13 protein-coding genes are annotated in these 15,518 nt (G+C 63.4%); 2 read left to right on the top strand and 11 right to left on the bottom strand.

The window, feature by feature from the left end; all coding sequences use genetic code 11:
• Positions 1-6 precede the first annotated feature (6 nt).
• From LH365_RS02080 to LH365_RS02070, 3 genes are all read right to left on the bottom strand, one after another.
• Positions 7-885, bottom strand: a complete 879-nt coding sequence (locus LH365_RS02080) for a 3-hydroxybutyryl-CoA dehydrogenase (protein WP_226744566.1) — start codon at positions 883-885, stop codon at positions 7-9.
• Positions 886-1,213: 328 nt separating this feature from the next.
• Positions 1,214-2,146, bottom strand: coding sequence for an electron transfer flavoprotein subunit alpha/FixB family protein (locus LH365_RS02075; protein ID WP_226744565.1), 933 nt, complete (start codon positions 2,144-2,146; stop codon positions 1,214-1,216).
• On the bottom strand, positions 2,146-2,892 hold the full coding sequence (locus tag LH365_RS02070) for an electron transfer flavoprotein subunit beta/FixA family protein (RefSeq protein ID WP_226744564.1): 747 nt from the start codon (positions 2,890-2,892) through the stop codon (positions 2,146-2,148). The genes LH365_RS02075 and LH365_RS02070 overlap by 1 nt, the downstream gene beginning before the upstream one ends.
• Before the next feature lie 209 nt (positions 2,893-3,101).
• Between LH365_RS02070 and LH365_RS02065 the strand changes: the two genes are divergently transcribed.
• Complete coding sequence (locus LH365_RS02065) at positions 3,102-3,434, top strand: hypothetical protein (RefSeq protein ID WP_226744563.1); 333 nt, start codon at positions 3,102-3,104, stop codon at positions 3,432-3,434.
• A 184-nt stretch (positions 3,435-3,618) separates the two neighbouring features.
• Here LH365_RS02065 and LH365_RS02060 read toward each other — a convergent pair whose 3' ends face one another.
• Positions 3,619-4,188: a cob(I)yrinic acid a,c-diamide adenosyltransferase gene (locus tag LH365_RS02060; RefSeq protein ID WP_226744562.1), complete on the bottom strand. Its 570-nt coding sequence runs from the start codon at positions 4,186-4,188 to the stop codon at positions 3,619-3,621.
• Positions 4,189-4,287: 99 nt separating this feature from the next.
• Positions 4,288-4,488 (bottom strand): twin transmembrane helix small protein, encoded by a 201-nt coding sequence (locus LH365_RS02055; protein WP_226744561.1) that lies wholly within the window; start codon positions 4,486-4,488, stop codon positions 4,288-4,290.
• Between the two features lie 338 nt (positions 4,489-4,826).
• Between LH365_RS02055 and LH365_RS02050 the strand changes: the two genes are divergently transcribed.
• Entirely contained in the window at positions 4,827-5,510 is a 684-nt protein-coding gene (locus LH365_RS02050) for a TetR/AcrR family transcriptional regulator (protein WP_226744560.1), read from the top strand.
• A gap of 75 nt (positions 5,511-5,585) precedes the next feature.
• Here the strand turns inward: LH365_RS02050 and LH365_RS02045 are convergent, their stop codons facing one another.
• The 6 genes from LH365_RS02045 to LH365_RS02020 all read right to left on the bottom strand — a co-directional run bounded on the left by LH365_RS02045 (position 5,586) and on the right by LH365_RS02020 (position 15,419).
• Positions 5,586-6,689, bottom strand: coding sequence for an aromatic ring-hydroxylating dioxygenase subunit alpha (locus LH365_RS02045; RefSeq protein ID WP_226744559.1), 1,104 nt, complete (start codon positions 6,687-6,689; stop codon positions 5,586-5,588).
• Positions 6,690-6,961: 272 nt separating this feature from the next.
• Entirely contained in the window at positions 6,962-8,065 is a 1,104-nt protein-coding gene (gene hisC / locus LH365_RS02040) for a histidinol-phosphate transaminase (RefSeq protein ID WP_226744558.1), read from the bottom strand.
• A gap of 200 nt (positions 8,066-8,265) precedes the next feature.
• Positions 8,266-9,102, bottom strand: coding sequence for a chorismate mutase (locus LH365_RS02035; protein ID WP_226744557.1), 837 nt, complete (start codon positions 9,100-9,102; stop codon positions 8,266-8,268).
• A 262-nt stretch (positions 9,103-9,364) separates the two neighbouring features.
• A complete protein-coding gene (locus LH365_RS02030; protein ID WP_226744556.1) occupies positions 9,365-10,417 on the bottom strand; it encodes a DUF2125 domain-containing protein in 1,053 nt (350 codons plus the stop codon).
• Between the two features lie 159 nt (positions 10,418-10,576).
• Positions 10,577-12,250, bottom strand: a complete 1,674-nt coding sequence (gene leuA / locus LH365_RS02025; protein WP_226744555.1) for a 2-isopropylmalate synthase — start codon at positions 12,248-12,250, stop codon at positions 10,577-10,579.
• A 241-nt stretch (positions 12,251-12,491) separates the two neighbouring features.
• Positions 12,492-15,419 carry an ATP-dependent DNA helicase gene (locus LH365_RS02020; RefSeq protein ID WP_226744554.1) on the bottom strand — a complete coding sequence of 976 codons (2,928 nt, stop codon included), beginning with the start codon at positions 15,417-15,419 and terminating at the stop codon, positions 12,492-12,494.
• Positions 15,420-15,518 lie beyond the last annotated feature (99 nt).

The raw sequence follows: 15,518 nt of genomic DNA, 5'->3' as shown, positions 1-15,518 counted from the left end.
TGAGGCTTACCTTGTCGGAACCGGCTTTTCGCCGCGATAGTCATAGAAGCCCCGGCCGGTCTTGCGCCCGTACCAGCCCGCTTCGACATACTTCACCAGCAGCGGACAGGGGCGATATTTGGAATCCGACAGGCCGTCATAGAGGACGTTCATAATGGCCAGAACCGTATCGAGCCCGATGAAATCGCCCAGCTCCAGCGGGCCCATAGGGTGGTTGGCCCCCAGCTTCATCGCCGTATCGATGGCCTCGACCGTCCCCACCCCTTCGTACAGGGTGTAGATGGCTTCGTTGATCATCGGGATCAGGATGCGGTTGACGATGAAGGCCGGATAGTCCTGCGCATTGGCGGTGATCTTGTCGAGGCTCTCGGCGAAACGCACCGCCGCCTCATAGGTGTCGGTCTCGGTGGCGATGCCGCGGATGATCTCGACCAGCTTCATGATCGGCACGGGGTTCATGAAGTGCAGGCCGATAAAGCGCGTCGGACGGTCCGACGCGGTGGCCAGTCGCGTGATCGAGATGGACGAGGTGTTCGAGGCCAGAATGGCTTCGGGTTTCAGATGCTCGGACACCGACTTGAAGATGGCCTTCTTGACCTCTTCGTCTTCGGTCGCGGCTTCGATGACCAGATCGCAGGTCGACAGCTCCGAAGCCATGGCCGCCGGCTTGACCAGCGTGACGGCGGTGGCGGCGGTTTCGGCGGTGATGACGCCCTTTTCGACCGAGCGGGCGATGCCCTTGTTGATCTTTTCGATCGACCTGGCGATGGCGGTGGCCTGCTGATCGTAGAGGAAGACCTCGTAACCCGCCTGCGCGCAGACCTGCGCGATGCCCGAACCCATCTGGCCCGCCCCGATAACGCCGACGACTTTGATCTCTGTCATGTGGAACCCGCGGTTTTATTTTTATAGGCGAGAGCTTAAACCGCCCCACCGGGTAATCAAGGGCACAGGGAAAAAAACATACCTCCCCAGCTTGCTGGGGTATAGCGCGGCGAAAGTATAGCTTTCGCCAGCGATGGGACCGCACAACTGAGCGCAGCGAAGACGGTGCGGTGGTGGGGGTTCTTTTTAAATTTCAGCAGGCCTAATCGGTGGACAGGTGGCAAGACACCCCACCACCACATCCGCATCGGCGGTCCGATCACCTGCCTGACGGCAGGCTCGTGCGGTCCCCCTCCCCGGCATAGCCGGGGAGGTATAGAACAGCGGTTTAACCCAGCGCCTTGATCAGGGCCGGGACGGCGGTTTTATAGTCCTCGACCAGACCATAGTCCGCGATCTGGAAGATCGGGGCTTCGGGGTCCTTGTTGATGGCGACGATGACCTTGGAGTCTTTCATGCCGGCCAGGTGCTGAATAGCGCCCGAAATACCGACGGCGATGTACAGGCCCGGCGCCACGACCTTGCCGGTTTGACCCACCTGATAATCGTTAGGGGCATAGCCCGCATCGACGGCCGCGCGCGAAGCGCCGACAGCGGCGCCCAGCTTGTCGGCCAGAGGCTCCAGCACCGACTTGAACTCGTCCGCCGACCCCAGAGCCCGACCGCCGGAAACGACGACCTTGGCCGCACCCAGTTCCGGACGGTCGGAGACGACCTTCTCGTCCGAGACGAAGCGCGTTTTCAGCGTCACGGCCGGAACGGCCACGGCTTCGACCGCTGCCGAACCGCCCGAAGCGGCGACCGCGGCAAAGGCCGTCGGGCGCACGGTGATGACCTTTTTGGCATCGGCCGTCTTCACGGTTTCCAGTGCGTTGCCGGCATAGATGGGGTGGACGAAGGTGTCGCCCGCCACCACTTCGATGACGTCGGAAATGATAGAAACGTCCAGCGCGGCGGCGATGCGCGGCGCGACATTCTTGCCCGAAGCCGTAGCCGGGATGGCGATGGCGTCGTAGCCACCGGCCAGCGACACGATCAGGGCCGAAACGGCCTCGGCGATGTCGGCCTTCAACTCGGCGCTTTCGGCGGTCAGCACCTTGCGCACGCCTGCAGCCGCAGCCGCCTGCGCGGCGACGGCGGAGGCCTCGCCATAGACCAGCACGTCGATATCAGACGACAGCTTCTGCGCCGCCGTGACGACCTTCAGCGTCGTGTCGCGCAGGTGCGCGCCGTCATGATCGGCAATAACCAGAACAGCCATTACAGGACTCCCGCGGACTTGAGATTGGCGACGAGGGCATCGGCGCTGTCGACCTTGACGCCGGCCGAACGCCTGGCCGGTTCGGTGACCTTGACGACCGTCAGACGGGCGGCGGCATCGACGCCGTAATCGCCCAGCGTCTTCGTATCGAGCGGCTTCTTCTTCGCCTTCATGATGTTGGGCAAGGACGCATAACGCGGCTCGTTGAGGCGCAGATCGGTGGTGATGACCGCCGGCAGCGTGACGCCTAGCGTCTGCAGACCGCCGTCGATTTCACGGGTGACCAGCGCTTCGCCGCCGGAGATTTCAACCTTGGACGCGAACGTCGCTTGCGGCCAGTCGAGCAGGGTCGACAGCATCTGCCCAGTGGCGTTGTTGTCGCCGTCGATGGCCTGTTTGCCCATCAGGACGATGTCCGGATTTTCCTCGGCGGCCACGGCCTTGAGCACTTTGGCGACCGCGAGCGGCTCCAGGTCCTGATCGGTTTCGATGAGGATGCCGCGATCGGCGCCCATGGCCAGAGCCGTGCGCAGAATGGCCTCGCACTGGGCCACGCCGATGGAGACGGCGACGATCTCGGTCACCACGCCCTTTTCTTTCAGGCGGACGGCTTCTTCGACGGCGATTTCATCGAAAGGGTTCATGGCCATCTTCACATTGGCCAGATCGACGCCGGTCTGGTCCGATTTGACGCGGACCTTGACATTGTAGTCCAACACCCGCTTGACGGGTACGAGTACCTTCATGGTGAGCTTCCCTCGCAGCAAACTATTGCGCAATTTGGATTGAGTTTAGTGACGCCGCCGCCCCTCAAAGTCAATCGGTGTCGTGGCGGAAACCCGCTAATTTTCTTGGCTTTCCGATCGCATCTGCAACCATTTCACTTGCCTGTGGGGCAATTTGCGGGCATGGAAACGGCCACTCAACCGATCGCGCCGTGGCAGAACCCGCAACCATGAAAACCGACAAAAATCTTATCCTGCGCGTCAAGCTGATCGCGCTCGGCGTCTTCATTCTGGCCAGCGCCGGCATACTGGTTTACGGCGGGCTGTACGAAATGCCGCGCCGCAAGTGCGAGGCCAATGGCGGGTGGTGGTCGAACAAATACCGCTCGTGCGAGACGCCGATCTACCTGCCCCTGCTGACAAAGCGCAAGCCGGGCGAACAGCAGAAGATCCTGTGGCCGACCAAGGACGCCATGACCGCGTCTGACGGCTCGCCCAAGCCGGTGGACAATTCGGCGGCCCTCTCGGCTTCGGCAAGCGCGTCGGCGTCTGCCTCCCGATAAACATACCTCCCCAACTCGTTGGGGAGGGGGACCGCACGACGCTTGCAAAGCAAGCTAGATGCGGTGGTGGGGGTTCTTTTAAATTTCAGCCAACTGAGCGGGTGGACATATCGCAAGATACCCCACCACCACGCCTTCCAGGCGCGGTCCCCCTCCCCGACAAGTCGGGGAGGAATGATCATGTCTACGGCTTGCCCGGCACCCACAACACGTCGGCACGACCCTGATCGTTGGCATGGCGCGCCAGCACGAACAGCAGGTCCGACAGACGGTTGAGATAGGTCGCCACCGACGGGTTGACCACCTCTTCCGGTATCTGGTTCAGCCCGACCACATCGCGCTCCGCCCGGCGCACGATGGTGCGCGCCAGATGCAGATGCGCGCTGAGCGGCGCACCGGCCGGCAGGATGAACGAATTGAGCGGCTCCAGATCGGTATTATAGCGGTCGATGGCCTGCTCCAGCGCTCCCACCCGCATGAAGTCGAGCCGCAGCGGCGTCCACCCCTTGGCCTGCCCGTCGTCCGGCACCGCCAGATCGGCGCCTAGGTCGAACAGGTCGTTCTGCACCTGCGCCAGCAGCGCATCCATCTCACCGTCGGCGAACAGGCGCGCCACGCCCAGGGCCGCATTGGCTTCGTCGACGCTGCCCATGGCCTCGACGCGCGCATCGGTTTTCAGACGCCTCGCACCGTCGCCGAGGCCCGTCGTGCCGTCGTCACCGGTGCGGGTGTAGATCTTGTTGAGCTTGACCATCGATGCGTTCCGACTCAGTGGGAAAACCGCAGGGTGACGATTTATGGCGTAAAAAGCGACAAACGCCTGATTGCCTTGAATGAATTTGCAGCCGGGACTCTAGTGTCCGGCTTTCCACCAGGCGAACAGGCACAACAGGCCGATGGCCACGGCCTGAAGCATGACGCGCCACTGCATCAGCTTGTTGGACCAGCGTTCGCCGAATTTCCCGCCGCGATAAAGGCTGTAAACCCCGGCCCCCAGCACGACCAGAACGGCAAACATGGACAGAAGGGTCAGTACCAGAAGAAAGGTGCTCATATCGGGCCTCTGCGTGGATTCTCCGGACAGGTCACGTCCTGTTACAGGATTACGCTTTTTTAGCGGCCCCGTCTATTTTTTGCCTGTTTTTCTGCGTAATGAAGTTCTGAGCGCGACGGAATGAACGATCATTCGCGTTGAACGGTTGTCAGACCTCCCCGCACAGGGGTAATGGACCCGTTTCCCACCGAATTACGGACATTAACCCCCTTTGTGGGTTGCCGTCCTGACCTGATAGGCATTACATCGCGCAACCCATTGAAATCCCTCAGCCTCATGCCCATCTATGGGTACAGGTTCAACCGGCGGCCCGCACCGTCCTCAACCCAGCTCGTTAAATGACCATGTATCAGGCGTATGAACTGAAAGACAAACTCACTCAGGAAGAGTCGGCCCTGCCGCTGGGGGCGCGCGCGCGTTCCAAAGAGCTGAACCGCCTCAAAATCCTCGCCTCCGCCAAAGCTCTGTTCCGGGAGCGCGGCTATGAGGCAGCCACTCTGCGCGATATCGCGCGTGAAGCCGGCCTGTCGACCGGCGCGGTCTTCGCCAACTTCGCCGACAAGAACGAGATCTTCGTGAAGGTCGTCGAAGAGGAAACCGCGCGCGTCATTACCGCCGCCATCGATGCGCACGATTCGACGCGCCCGCTGGCGGATCGCCTGCATCGTCAGATCCTGACCGCCTATGAGGCGGCCGAGGGCAATGCCCGTCTGATCCTGTCGGCCTTCGTGATGAACTGGAGCGGTCAGGCCGCCGATATGGAAGCCAATCCCGGCCTGTCCGAAATCGCCAGCCTCACCGACCTGACCCGTCAGGTGATCTTCGAAACCCTGCGTCACGCGCAGAACCATGACGAACTGCCGGCCAAGGCCGACATTGAGCATGGCGCGGAAATCCTCGAAGACCTGACCTTCTCGAACCTGCGCCGCGCCCATCGCGACGGGCAAGCCTTCGCCGCCACCAGCGAACGCCTGCGTTTTCAGGTCGAGCTGATCGTCTCCGGCCTCAAGGCTGCGGCGTAAACTACTTTTCTTCCTCCCATGAAAAAGCCGCCGGAGTTTCTCCGGCGGCTTTTTCATTTGGGTTTCAGGAAAAGGTCAGCTCGTCCACTTCAAGGTCACCGGTTTGAGCGGATTGGCGAAAGGCCGGTCTTCCGAACGATGCGCCATCCATTCCTTCTTGAGCTGCTGATACCATTTGGCCTGCGTGTCGGCGTCGTCGATCCACAGCAGCGACGGATCGTATTTCAGCCCTTCGTTCTGCAGATTGACCATGTCGCCGTCCTGCTTGAGGAAGGCCTTGGCGCCGTATTTGAAGAGGGGCGCTATCGCGCGGAAGATGGAGTGATCCGACCAGAATATCTGCGTGATGCGGGTCTTGGTCGCGTGCACCGGCGTCAGGCAGGTCAGGCCGAGAATTTGTCGCTCACCGATCTGGATATGCTCGTAGCGCACGCCCGGCAGGCGGAAGGTGATCTCGGTCGCCGGCGCGCCGCCGAGGATGCGATAGGCGCGGGAATTCTTCGACGGTGCGTGACGCACCATGGCGAAACCGAACTCGCGCGGCTCGAAGGCCTTGGACTTTTCGAGCTGTTTCTTGGAGGAGCGCCACCACCATTGCTGATGCACATAGGGGCCGTGGGCGGGGTCCATTAACCCCACCACCGCGTGGTCGATGTGGCTGTCGAAGTCCATGCTCTCGACGATAATCGGCTTTCCGCCGACCACGCCCGGCAGGACCGGCGGCTCATGATCGGGCGCGGTCGAACGGCGTGCATCGTTGGTTATGTAGATCCACACCATGCCCTGCTGTTCCCTCACGGCGTACGACCGCACCTTGATGCGCTCCACATCCATCGGCTGGTCCGAGGTCAGCGAGGGCACGGCGGTGCACCCGCCATGGGTGCCGAATGTCCAGCCATGATAGGGGCATTGCACCACCGGCTGCCCCGTCCTGGGGTCCGGGATCATCTTGCCCGCTGACAAAGGCGCGGCGCGGTGCGGACAGATGTCGCGCATCGCATAGGCCTTGCCTTGGGTGTCGCGCGCCAGCAGCACGGGCTCCCCGAGGATTTCGTAGCGTTGCAGCTTGCCCGGCTTCAGATCATCCGCCAGCGCCGCGAAATACCAGGCGTCCTTCAGGTAGCCCTGTCCGAAGACGAGGCGTTCTTTGGTGACGGGCGGGGCGGATTGATCGGGCATGGGCAAACGATAACACAGAGTGGGCGCAAGCGGCGAATATAGTCAGCGCGCCCCGCCCCTGAAAGGGATTATTTGTCGCACCACCGTATCTATACCTCCCCAACTTGTTGGGGAGGGGGACCGCAGGAACGAACGTAGTGAGTGAGATGTGGTGGTGGGGGTTCTTACTGAATTCAGAAAACTGAGCAGGTGGGTATATCGCAAGACACCCCACCACCCCGCCCTTCGGGCGCGGTCCCCCCTCCCCGGCATAGCCAGGGAGGTATGATTTTCTATCCCTCGAACTCGCCCAGCGCCGCCAGGAAGCCTTCGTTCTCGTGGTCCTTGCCGATCGTCACGCGCAGGCACTGCGGCAAGCCATAATTCGCGACATGACGCACGATAAAGCCCTTTTGCATCAGGTGCGCATTGGCGCGCACGGCCTGAGCTTCATCGGCAAAATGGATCAACACGAAATTGCCCTGGCTCCGGTCGATGCGATAGCCCAGCGCCCGCACCGCCTGATAGAAACGCGGCCGCCATTGCAGGACCTGCGCCCGCGAGGCATCGAGGTGCACCTGATCGCCCAGCGAAGCCACGGCGGCATATTGCGCCGGCAGATTGACGTTGAACGGCATGCGAATGCGCTCCAGCGCCTCGATCACCCGCGCCGGGGCATAGCCGAACCCGACGCGCAGCCCGGCCAGACCGTGAATCTTGGAAAAGGTGCGCGTGACGATGATGTTATCGTGCCCGCGCGCCAGACCGAAGGCGCTCTGATAGGTCGGTTCATCGGCGAATTCGGCATAGGCCTCGTCGACGACCAGCAGGATATGCGCGGGCAAGCGGCTGCGCAGATCGGCCAGTTCTTCGGGGGTGTTCCAGGTGCCGGTCGGATTGGCCGGGTTGGAAATGTAGACGATCTTGGTCCGCGCATCGACAAGCGCCAGCAGGCGCTCGATCTCGACGCGCTGGGCCGGCTCCGGGGCCAGACGCACCTCGGCCTGACAGGCTTCGGCGCTGATGCGGTAGGCGAGGAAGCCGTGCTCGCCAGTCACGATATTATCGCCGGCTTCCAGCCAGGCCTGATTGAGGACGCCGAAGACCTCATCGGAACCATTGCCGAAGATCAGGCGGCCGGGTTCGAGGCCGTGATAGGCGGCGACCGCCTCACGCAGAGGGGTGGCGTGACCGTCGGGATAGCGGAACAGCTTGGCACGGGCCTCTTCGAAGGCGGCGACGGCCTTGGACGAAGTGCCCAGCGCGTTCTCATTGGACGACAGCTTGACCGGCTCGGCCACGCCCTCGATCTTCGACTTGCCGCCGACATAGGCGGCGATGTCCCAGATACCGGCTTTGGGTTCGGGCTGGGAGGCGGGCGGCGAAACGGTATCCATCGGGATGTCCTGCACGTGTGGTCTTATGGGTGCGCTGTTAGCAGTTCAGAGATCGCTCTTCAATGCGACGCTTTCACCAAATCCCTCGCCCCACGAGGAGAGGGTGCCCGAAAGGCCGGGTGATGGGGGAAATGCCCCTCCGTCGACGACTTCGCGGCGACATCTCCCCCGTACGCTTCGCTACAGGGGAGGATGAAAAGTTAAATCCGCGGCGAGGTGCCGATAATCCCGGACAGGCTGCCCAGCGCCTTGTCGGCCTTGGGATCGAGACGGCTGTCGTTTTCCTGCACGAAACCGGACAGACCGAAGAGCTTCATGCCGCCGGTCGAACACAGCCATTCGGCGGCAAGACCGCGCTGTCCCAGAAGTTCAGTCAGCCCCGCCTCAGACAGACGGCTGTCGCTCACCCAATAGCTGACATCGTCGCCGGTGGGTTCGGGTTTCAGCGCGGCGATGGCGAACCCCCTCGGACGTTCCGGCGTGCGTTCCGGCAGGGCGCAGATGACGCGCACAGAGGGTTCGGCCAGAAGCCGCGCCCACCACGCCCCGGCGCGGGCGTCGAGGCTGAGTATGCCGATATGGCGCGGATCGCGGGCGGCGGCGATGACCTGCACCGGTTCGGCCAGTCCCGCCTCAGCGGGGGCGGCCCCAAAGCGTTCGCGGCTCCATTTGAGCAGATTGGCCGAAGCCTCTCCCGCCCAAAAATTAAGGTGAAGACCATCATGACCTTCACCCTGAATGCGCAGCGATTCCGAGATCAATTCGCGCCAGATGGCCACGATAGCGGCATCGGAGGCCGCCGCGCGCGTCTTGCCCGTCAGCTTGCGCAGCAGCATGGCTTCGCGGTCGGGGCGCAGCAGGGAAGCCGAGGCATCGCCGCCTTCGCGCGTCTTTGCGGCGGCGATGTCGCGCGCCAGGGCCGAGCGCTCATCGATGAGGCGCAGGAGTTCGGCATCGAGCGCGTCGATCCGGAGCCGCAGGTCGTTTAACGACTCTGGCTGAGACTGGGGGGTCTGCTCGCGGACATTGAGGGCCAAGCTCGGTCTCCATTACCTCTGTCCCGGCCAGGCCGGTCGGGCTTTTACTAAACTATACACAGGGCACATATTCGTTTCGCAAGAAACGAAAGTGTAGTTCCCTCAATTACAGTACAAAACGCGTGATTTTACAATATCCGTCACGCAATCGGTTCTTTAGAGCGCAATCCGATAAAGTGGGCACCACTTTTCGGAAAAATTTCGCGACCACTCAAAAACTGAGAGCGAGATGATGTTTCCACTTTAAATCATCTCGCTCTAGTTAGCGGATAACGGGAGCCGCCGAAACCCGCAACGGCCCGACATAGGCCCCGCCGTCGCGGAAAACGAAGTCGAGTTTCACCGGCTTATCGGCCGTCATGGTGGTGCCGACAAAGGCGCGCGCCAGCGGCTCGTATTCCGGCGAGATCAGCCCGGCCCCGAGCAGGAAGGCGAACGGATCACCCGAACCCTTGACCTCCAGCCCGAGCGGGCCGCTGAGCGCCAGATTGGGGTCGAGCAGCAGGGCCTCGGAGCGTCCGAAGACCTCAAGCTCACCCACATGCAGCGAGGCCTGCACCTGACGCAGGGCGCCGCCGGTCTCGCGCCAGCCGTTCAGGTCGCCGCGGAATTTGGAGGCCTGCGCCATCTGACCTTGGAAGGCCATGTCGAAATTCTTGCCCTGCCCCAGACGCCCCAGCAGGCTCTGCGGATGGGCCTGAGCGCCCGATGCGCGCCAGATGAAATCGACCGTATCGACGCCATCCTTAGTGGGCGTGACGCGCGCCTCAAGGCGCTGGGCGGTTTGCAGGACGAAGGGATATTCCGGCTTCGACGGCGTGAAGGTGGCGTTCAGCCCTTCGAGGCCGATGGTTTGCAGCGGCTGGGTCCAGCCCGAAACGCTGACGCGCAGGGCATCGCCGGTCACGGCCACCTGCCCCAGTTCGGTCTGATCGCCCGCCCGGCCGCGATAAAGCGTCAGGCCGTCGGTGGCGACGAACATCCATTTGTCGAGGGCAAAGGCCGAGGCTTCGGCTTCCAGCGCCGGCACGGACAGACCCTTGCCATTGGGCGCGATCAGTTGCACGTCCTTCAGTTCGATGAACATGCGGAAGGGATAGCCCTGCACCGAAAACGGCGCATGAGCGACCTTATAGCCCTTGCCGGTCAAAACCTGGGTCTGTTCGGCCAGACGCGTCTCGATCTGATGCGCGGTGAAGACCCAGTAGCCGCTCCACCCCAGCGCCACGATCAGGAACAATCCGATCGGCAGGAACAGACCCAGCCGCGAATGCTTCTTTTTCGGTTTGGCAACGTCAACCTGATTTTCGGCCATGAGGGCTCCGTTCAACCCCCTCTCCCTTGAGGGAGAGGGCTGGGGTGAGGGGGAAACCGGCGCGGGACAGCCCCCTCACCCGGCCCTCGCGGGCCACCCTCTCCCTTAAGGGAGAGGGGGTCTTACCTGTTAACCTAAACTTACTAGCCTTACCGGCTTTTACAAGGCATTCGCTGCCGACAGGATCGCCTTGACCGATGCCGTGGCGCTATCGACATCCATGCCGACGCCGAAGACCTTGCGATCGTCGGGCGTGCGGCATTCGACATAGGCCACAGCCTTGGCGTCGGTGCCGCGGCTCAGGGCGTGCTCGTGATAATCCAACACCTCGATCCCCAGCGCATAGGCGGCATTGAGCGCATCGACGGCGGCGGCCATCAGGCCGTTGCCCCGCCCGGTCACCGGGGTTTCAATCCCGTCATGGGTGATGCGCCCGGCGAACAGGCGATCGACGCCCGCACGGCGCGCCCCGGAGTCGATATATTCGACCAGTTCGTATTTCGGCGTGCCTTTGAGAAAATAGGCGTCTTCGAAGGCGTGCCAGATGTCGGCGGCCTGCATCTCCTTACCGGTGGCGTCGGCGATTTCCTGCACCTTGCGCGAAAAATCGACCTGCAGACGGCGCGGCAGTTTCAGCCCCTTGTCCTGCTCCAGAATCCAGGCGATGCCGCCCTTGCCCGACTGAGAATTGACGCGGATGACCGCCTCATAGTTTTCGCCGAGGTCCGCCGGATCGATCGGCAGGTAGGGCATGTCCCAGACATCGTCATTGCGCTGCTCATGCACCGCAAAGCCCTTTTTGATCGCGTCCTGATGCGAACCGGAAAAGGCCGTGAAGACCAGTTCGCCGGCATAGGGGTGGCGCGGATGGACCGGGATATTGTTGCAGTGGATGACCGTATTGACCACCGAGCGCATGTCGGAGAAATCGAGGTCGGGGCTGACGCCCTGCGTATACATGTTGAGCGCCAGCGTCACCAGATCGACATTGCCGGTGCGCTCGCCATTGCCGAACAGACAGCCTTCGATGCGGTCGGCCCCGGCCAGAATCCCCAGTTCCGCCGCCGCGATGCCGGTGCCCCGGTCATTGTGCGGATGAAGCGAGATGATGGCCGAATCCCGACGCGTCAGTTGGCGGCAGAACCATTCGATCTGGTCGGCATAGATGTTGGGCGACGACACCTCGACCGTGGCCGGCAGGTTGAGGATGACCGGCTTTTCCGGCGATGCCTCCCACACGTCCATCACGCGCTCGCAGACCTCTACCGCAAAGTCGGGCTCGGTGGCCGAGAAGGTCTCCGGCGAATATTCGAACGACCACTCGGTCTCAGGGGCTTTCGCCGCTTCGGCCTTGATGATGCCGGCGGCCTTTACGGCCAGCGCCAGCACATCGGCCTTTTCCAGCCCGAACACCACGCGGCGGAACAGCGGCGAGGTGGCGTTATAGAAGTGGATGCAGGCCTTCTTCGCACCCTTGAGCGACTCGAAGGTGCGCAGGATCAGGTCTTCGCGCGCCTGCACCAGCACCTGAATCGTCACGTCGTCGGGGATGTGATCTTCCTCGATCAGCTTGCGCACGAAATCGAACTCGATCTGCGACGCGGAGGGGAAGCCGACCTCGACCTCCTTGACGCCGATCTGCATCAACGTCTTCCAGAAGCGCATCTTCTTTTCGACATCCATCGGGTCGGCCAGCGCCTGATTGCCGTCGCGCAGGTCCGTCGATAGCCAGCGTGGCGCCTTGTCGATGGTCTTCGACGGCCAGGTCCGGTCGGACATGTCGTACGGGAAGACGAAGGGGCGATACTTGCTGGCGGGATTTTTCAGCATCATGTCAGGCTACTCTGCACGGCGATTTCGCGCGCACTCTTAGGCCGTGACGGACGGGGGGTCAATGCAGTGTGTGACTCAAGAAACCCCACCACTCTTCGCCTCACTCATGGTCCCCCTCACCAACAAGTTGGGGAGGTATGATGTCAGGCGAACCTATACCTCCCCGGCTATGCCGGGGAGGGGGACCGCACGCGCCCGCCAAAGGCGGCGAGATGTGGTGGTGGGGTATCTTTCTTACCCCCTACTCCCGCGGCAGAAACCCCTCGATCGCCGTCACCGCCTCGGCCAGCGTGCAGCGCTGCAACACCACCCCGTCCGGCAATGAGGCGAACAGCCGTGTCGGAGCGGCGGAGTCGAGCATCACGAACACGCCCCGGTCGTCGGCCCGGCGGATCAGTCGCCCGAAGGCCTGAGCCAGCTTGGCACGCACCAGCGCGTCGTCATACAGCTTGGCCCCGAAATGCGCGCGTCGCGCCTTGTGCAGGGCGTCCGGGCGCGGCCACGGAATGCGGTCGAAGGCGATCAGCCGCAGGGCCTGCCCCGGCACGTCCACCCCGTCGCGCACGGCGTCGGTCCCCAGCAGGCACGAATGGCGCTCGGAACGGAATACACTGATCAGGTCCGATACGTCGAGCGGATCGACGTGCTGGGCATAGAGCGAAATCCCCGCCTCGCCCAAGGGCCGGTAAAGCTGCTCATAGACGGCCTTGAGACGGCGGATGGCGGTGAAAAGCCCCAGCCCCCCGCCTCCGGCGGACAGGAACAGCGCCTTCATGGCCGTGGCCACGGCGCGCGGGTCGTCGCGCGGCACGTCGGTGACGACGAACAGCCGCGCCTGCGCTTCGTAATCGAAGGGCGAGGCGATGCGCAGGGTCTTGGCCCCCATCGACAGATGCGCCGCCCCGGTGCGCTGCCTGGCCAGCGAGAACGGGTCTTCGGCAGGTTGTTCCGCCAATGCCTTGTCCGACAAGGTCGCCGAGGCCATCAGCACCCCATGCGCCGGTTTCAGCACATAGTCGGCCAGCGGCACGGACGGATCGACGAAGTGGCGGTGCAGGCCGACATCGACCAGACGCCCGCCGTGTGTGATGGTGGCGAACCAGTCGACATAGGGCGAGGGCTGTGTCGGGTCTTCGTCTTCGGCATAGGCCAGTTGCTGCAACAGGCTGCGCCACGCCGGGAGCGTCATACGCGCGCGCCGCTCCAGCCCGCGCAAGGCCCCGTCCAGCCGCGTGCGTTCGGCCAGATCGATCTCTTCCTCGCCGGTCAGAATATCTTCAATAGCGCGCACCAGCGCCAGCAGCGGCGCTTCGATCGATTGCAGCGCCCTTGCCGCCAGCGAGGCCGCTTCGGCGACTTCGGGCAGGCAGGGATGCGCCTCGCATTCGGCATTGTCGGCTTCGGGGCGATAGCGGCTTCGGGCCGTGCTCTCCTGCCCGCGCACCTCGATCTGTTTCAGCGCGGCGGCCAGCAGAGCCTCGACCGGCCCGACCGGGGCCATCATCTCGCCCGACTGGGTGCGCGTGGTCAGGCGCTGCGACCAGCCCTCGGAGGGCAGCAGGTGCGCGGCGCGGATCAGGTCCTTCAGGGCGTTCTGCGCCACTTCACGCGTCGCCAGCAGGTCGCCCAGACGCTGCTCCAGCCCGCGCGAGCGCCGCCCGCGCCCTTCATTGCCGCGTATCCAGCGGCGCAGCTCATAGGCCTCGAAGCCCGACAGTTCCGAGGAAAAAGCCCCGTCGGCGGCCTCAAACACATGGTGGCCTTCGTCGAAAACCAGCCGCGACAGGCCCGGCGTTTCCGGCTCGACCGTCGGGGCTCCCTGCTCGGCCTTCGACGCTTCGCGCACGTCGTAGGCGGCCTGCGCCATGACCAGCGCATGATTGGCGATGATGATTTGCGCCGACTTGGCCTTGCGGATCGACTTTTCGACGAAGCAGGTCCGGTAGTGGGCGCAGGCACTGTAGATGCACTCGCCGCGCCGGTCGACCAGATGGGCCGGGTTGAGCGCGCCGAACATGGCCGCCGCCGAACCCGCCGGCAGAAGCGACGGCAGCCAGGTGGGAAAGTCCCCGCCGACAATATCGCCGTCGCGGCTGTAGACGATCCAGCGCGCCACCAGCGCCGCAATAATCGCCTCACCCGGCCCCTGCGTCAGGGGGGCCAGCCGCTCCTGCCAGTTCAGCAGGCACAGATAGTTTTCGCGCCCCTTGCGGATGGCGACCTTGTTTTCGCGCTCACCCTCGCTGTCGAACAGGGCGCGCGTATCGTTATATATCTGTTTTTGCAGGGCCTTGGTATAGGTCGAAACCCAGACGCGGCCCTGCGCTTTTTCGGCCCATTGCCGCGCGGGCGACAGATAGCCGAGCGTCTTTCCCGTGCCGGTCCCGGCTTCGAGCAGCAGCATGTTGGGCTGTTCGCTGGCCCATTTCGGCGCGAACATTTCCCGCGTTCTGAGGGCGAAGGTCTGTTGCTCCGGACGCCCTTCCTGAAGACCCGCGCGGTTGAGATTGTCCTTCAAGCCCTTGAGCACCTCGTCCTCGCTCAGGCTGACCTGACGCGCATCGCCGGCGGGGGCCTGCTCCTCCCACTCTTCGAGCAGCGACCACACCTCCAGCGGCGGCGGGGCGACATAGCCTTCGGGAACCGGTTTCTGATCCAGCGCCGCCTCGACGAATGGTCCCCAGGCCCAGCCCTGCCGCTTCATGAAATCGAGCGAGGCCTTGGCCATCAGACGAAAGGCCAGCGGCGCGTCGGACAGTTCGCGGCCCAGCGCCAGCGCCACCTGATAGACGACGGCGGCCTGCGCCTCGGCGCCTTCGGGCTCGCCATAGCCCATCGCCAGCGCCATGCCGGCCACCGATGGGGCGGCAAATCGCGCCGGACGCACAAAGGCAAACAGCTCCAGAAGATCGAAATGCTTGGCTTCGCGGAAAGCGCGCTGTCCAAACAGGCGCTGACGGATCAGCGGCGCATTGACGATCAGCAGCGGCTCACGACCCCAGGCTTCACGCGCTTCGGGCGCCCCGATACGCCGCGACACGTGCCCGTCGCTGAAGGCACCGCTCGACGGCAGCAGCGCGAAGCCCTGCGCCGGCAGATGCACGCGCAGGGGGGCGTCCGTGTCAACGGACGGCGTCTGATCGGCGATGTCGGGAAACTCAGGACTCACCGGGGCAATGTAGTCGTTATGGCTCGCGAGTAAAAGCCCCCTCTCCCTTGAGGGAGAGGGCTGGGGTGAGGGGGGAGTTACAATCTCAGTACTTATCCC

It is taken from the genome of Asticcacaulis sp. AND118 (assembly GCF_020535245.1).
In the GTDB taxonomy this organism is placed as follows: Bacteria; Pseudomonadota; Alphaproteobacteria; order Caulobacterales; family Caulobacteraceae; genus Asticcacaulis.
Note: the sequence above shows the minus strand (reverse complement) of the source record. Positions and strands in the feature narration are given on the sequence as shown.

Excerpts from the sequence above, each read along its gene's own strand:
- LH365_RS02075 (WP_226744565.1), bottom strand. The coding sequence starts at position 2,146 with ATGGCTGTTCTGGTTATTGCCGATCATGACGGCGCGCACCTGCGCGAC.
- LH365_RS02065 (WP_226744563.1), top strand. The coding sequence starts at position 3,102 with ATGAAAACCGACAAAAATCTTATCCTGCGCGTCAAGCTGATCGCGCTC.
- LH365_RS02060 (WP_226744562.1), bottom strand. The coding sequence starts at position 4,188 with ATGGTCAAGCTCAACAAGATCTACACCCGCACCGGTGACGACGGCACG.
- LH365_RS02055 (WP_226744561.1), bottom strand. The coding sequence starts at position 4,488 with ATGAGCACCTTTCTTCTGGTACTGACCCTTCTGTCCATGTTTGCCGTT.
- LH365_RS02050 (WP_226744560.1), top strand. The coding sequence starts at position 4,827 with ATGACCATGTATCAGGCGTATGAACTGAAAGACAAACTCACTCAGGAA.
- LH365_RS02045 (WP_226744559.1), bottom strand. The coding sequence starts at position 6,689 with ATGCCCGATCAATCCGCCCCGCCCGTCACCAAAGAACGCCTCGTCTTC.
- LH365_RS02030 (WP_226744556.1), bottom strand. The coding sequence starts at position 10,417 with ATGGCCGAAAATCAGGTTGACGTTGCCAAACCGAAAAAGAAGCATTCG.
- LH365_RS02070 (WP_226744564.1), bottom strand. The coding sequence starts at position 2,892 with ATGAAGGTACTCGTACCCGTCAAGCGGGTGTTGGACTACAATGTCAAG.
- leuA (WP_226744555.1), bottom strand. The coding sequence starts at position 12,250 with ATGATGCTGAAAAATCCCGCCAGCAAGTATCGCCCCTTCGTCTTCCCG.
- LH365_RS02080 (WP_226744566.1), bottom strand. The coding sequence starts at position 885 with ATGACAGAGATCAAAGTCGTCGGCGTTATCGGGGCGGGCCAGATGGGT.
- hisC (WP_226744558.1), bottom strand. The coding sequence starts at position 8,065 with ATGGATACCGTTTCGCCGCCCGCCTCCCAGCCCGAACCCAAAGCCGGT.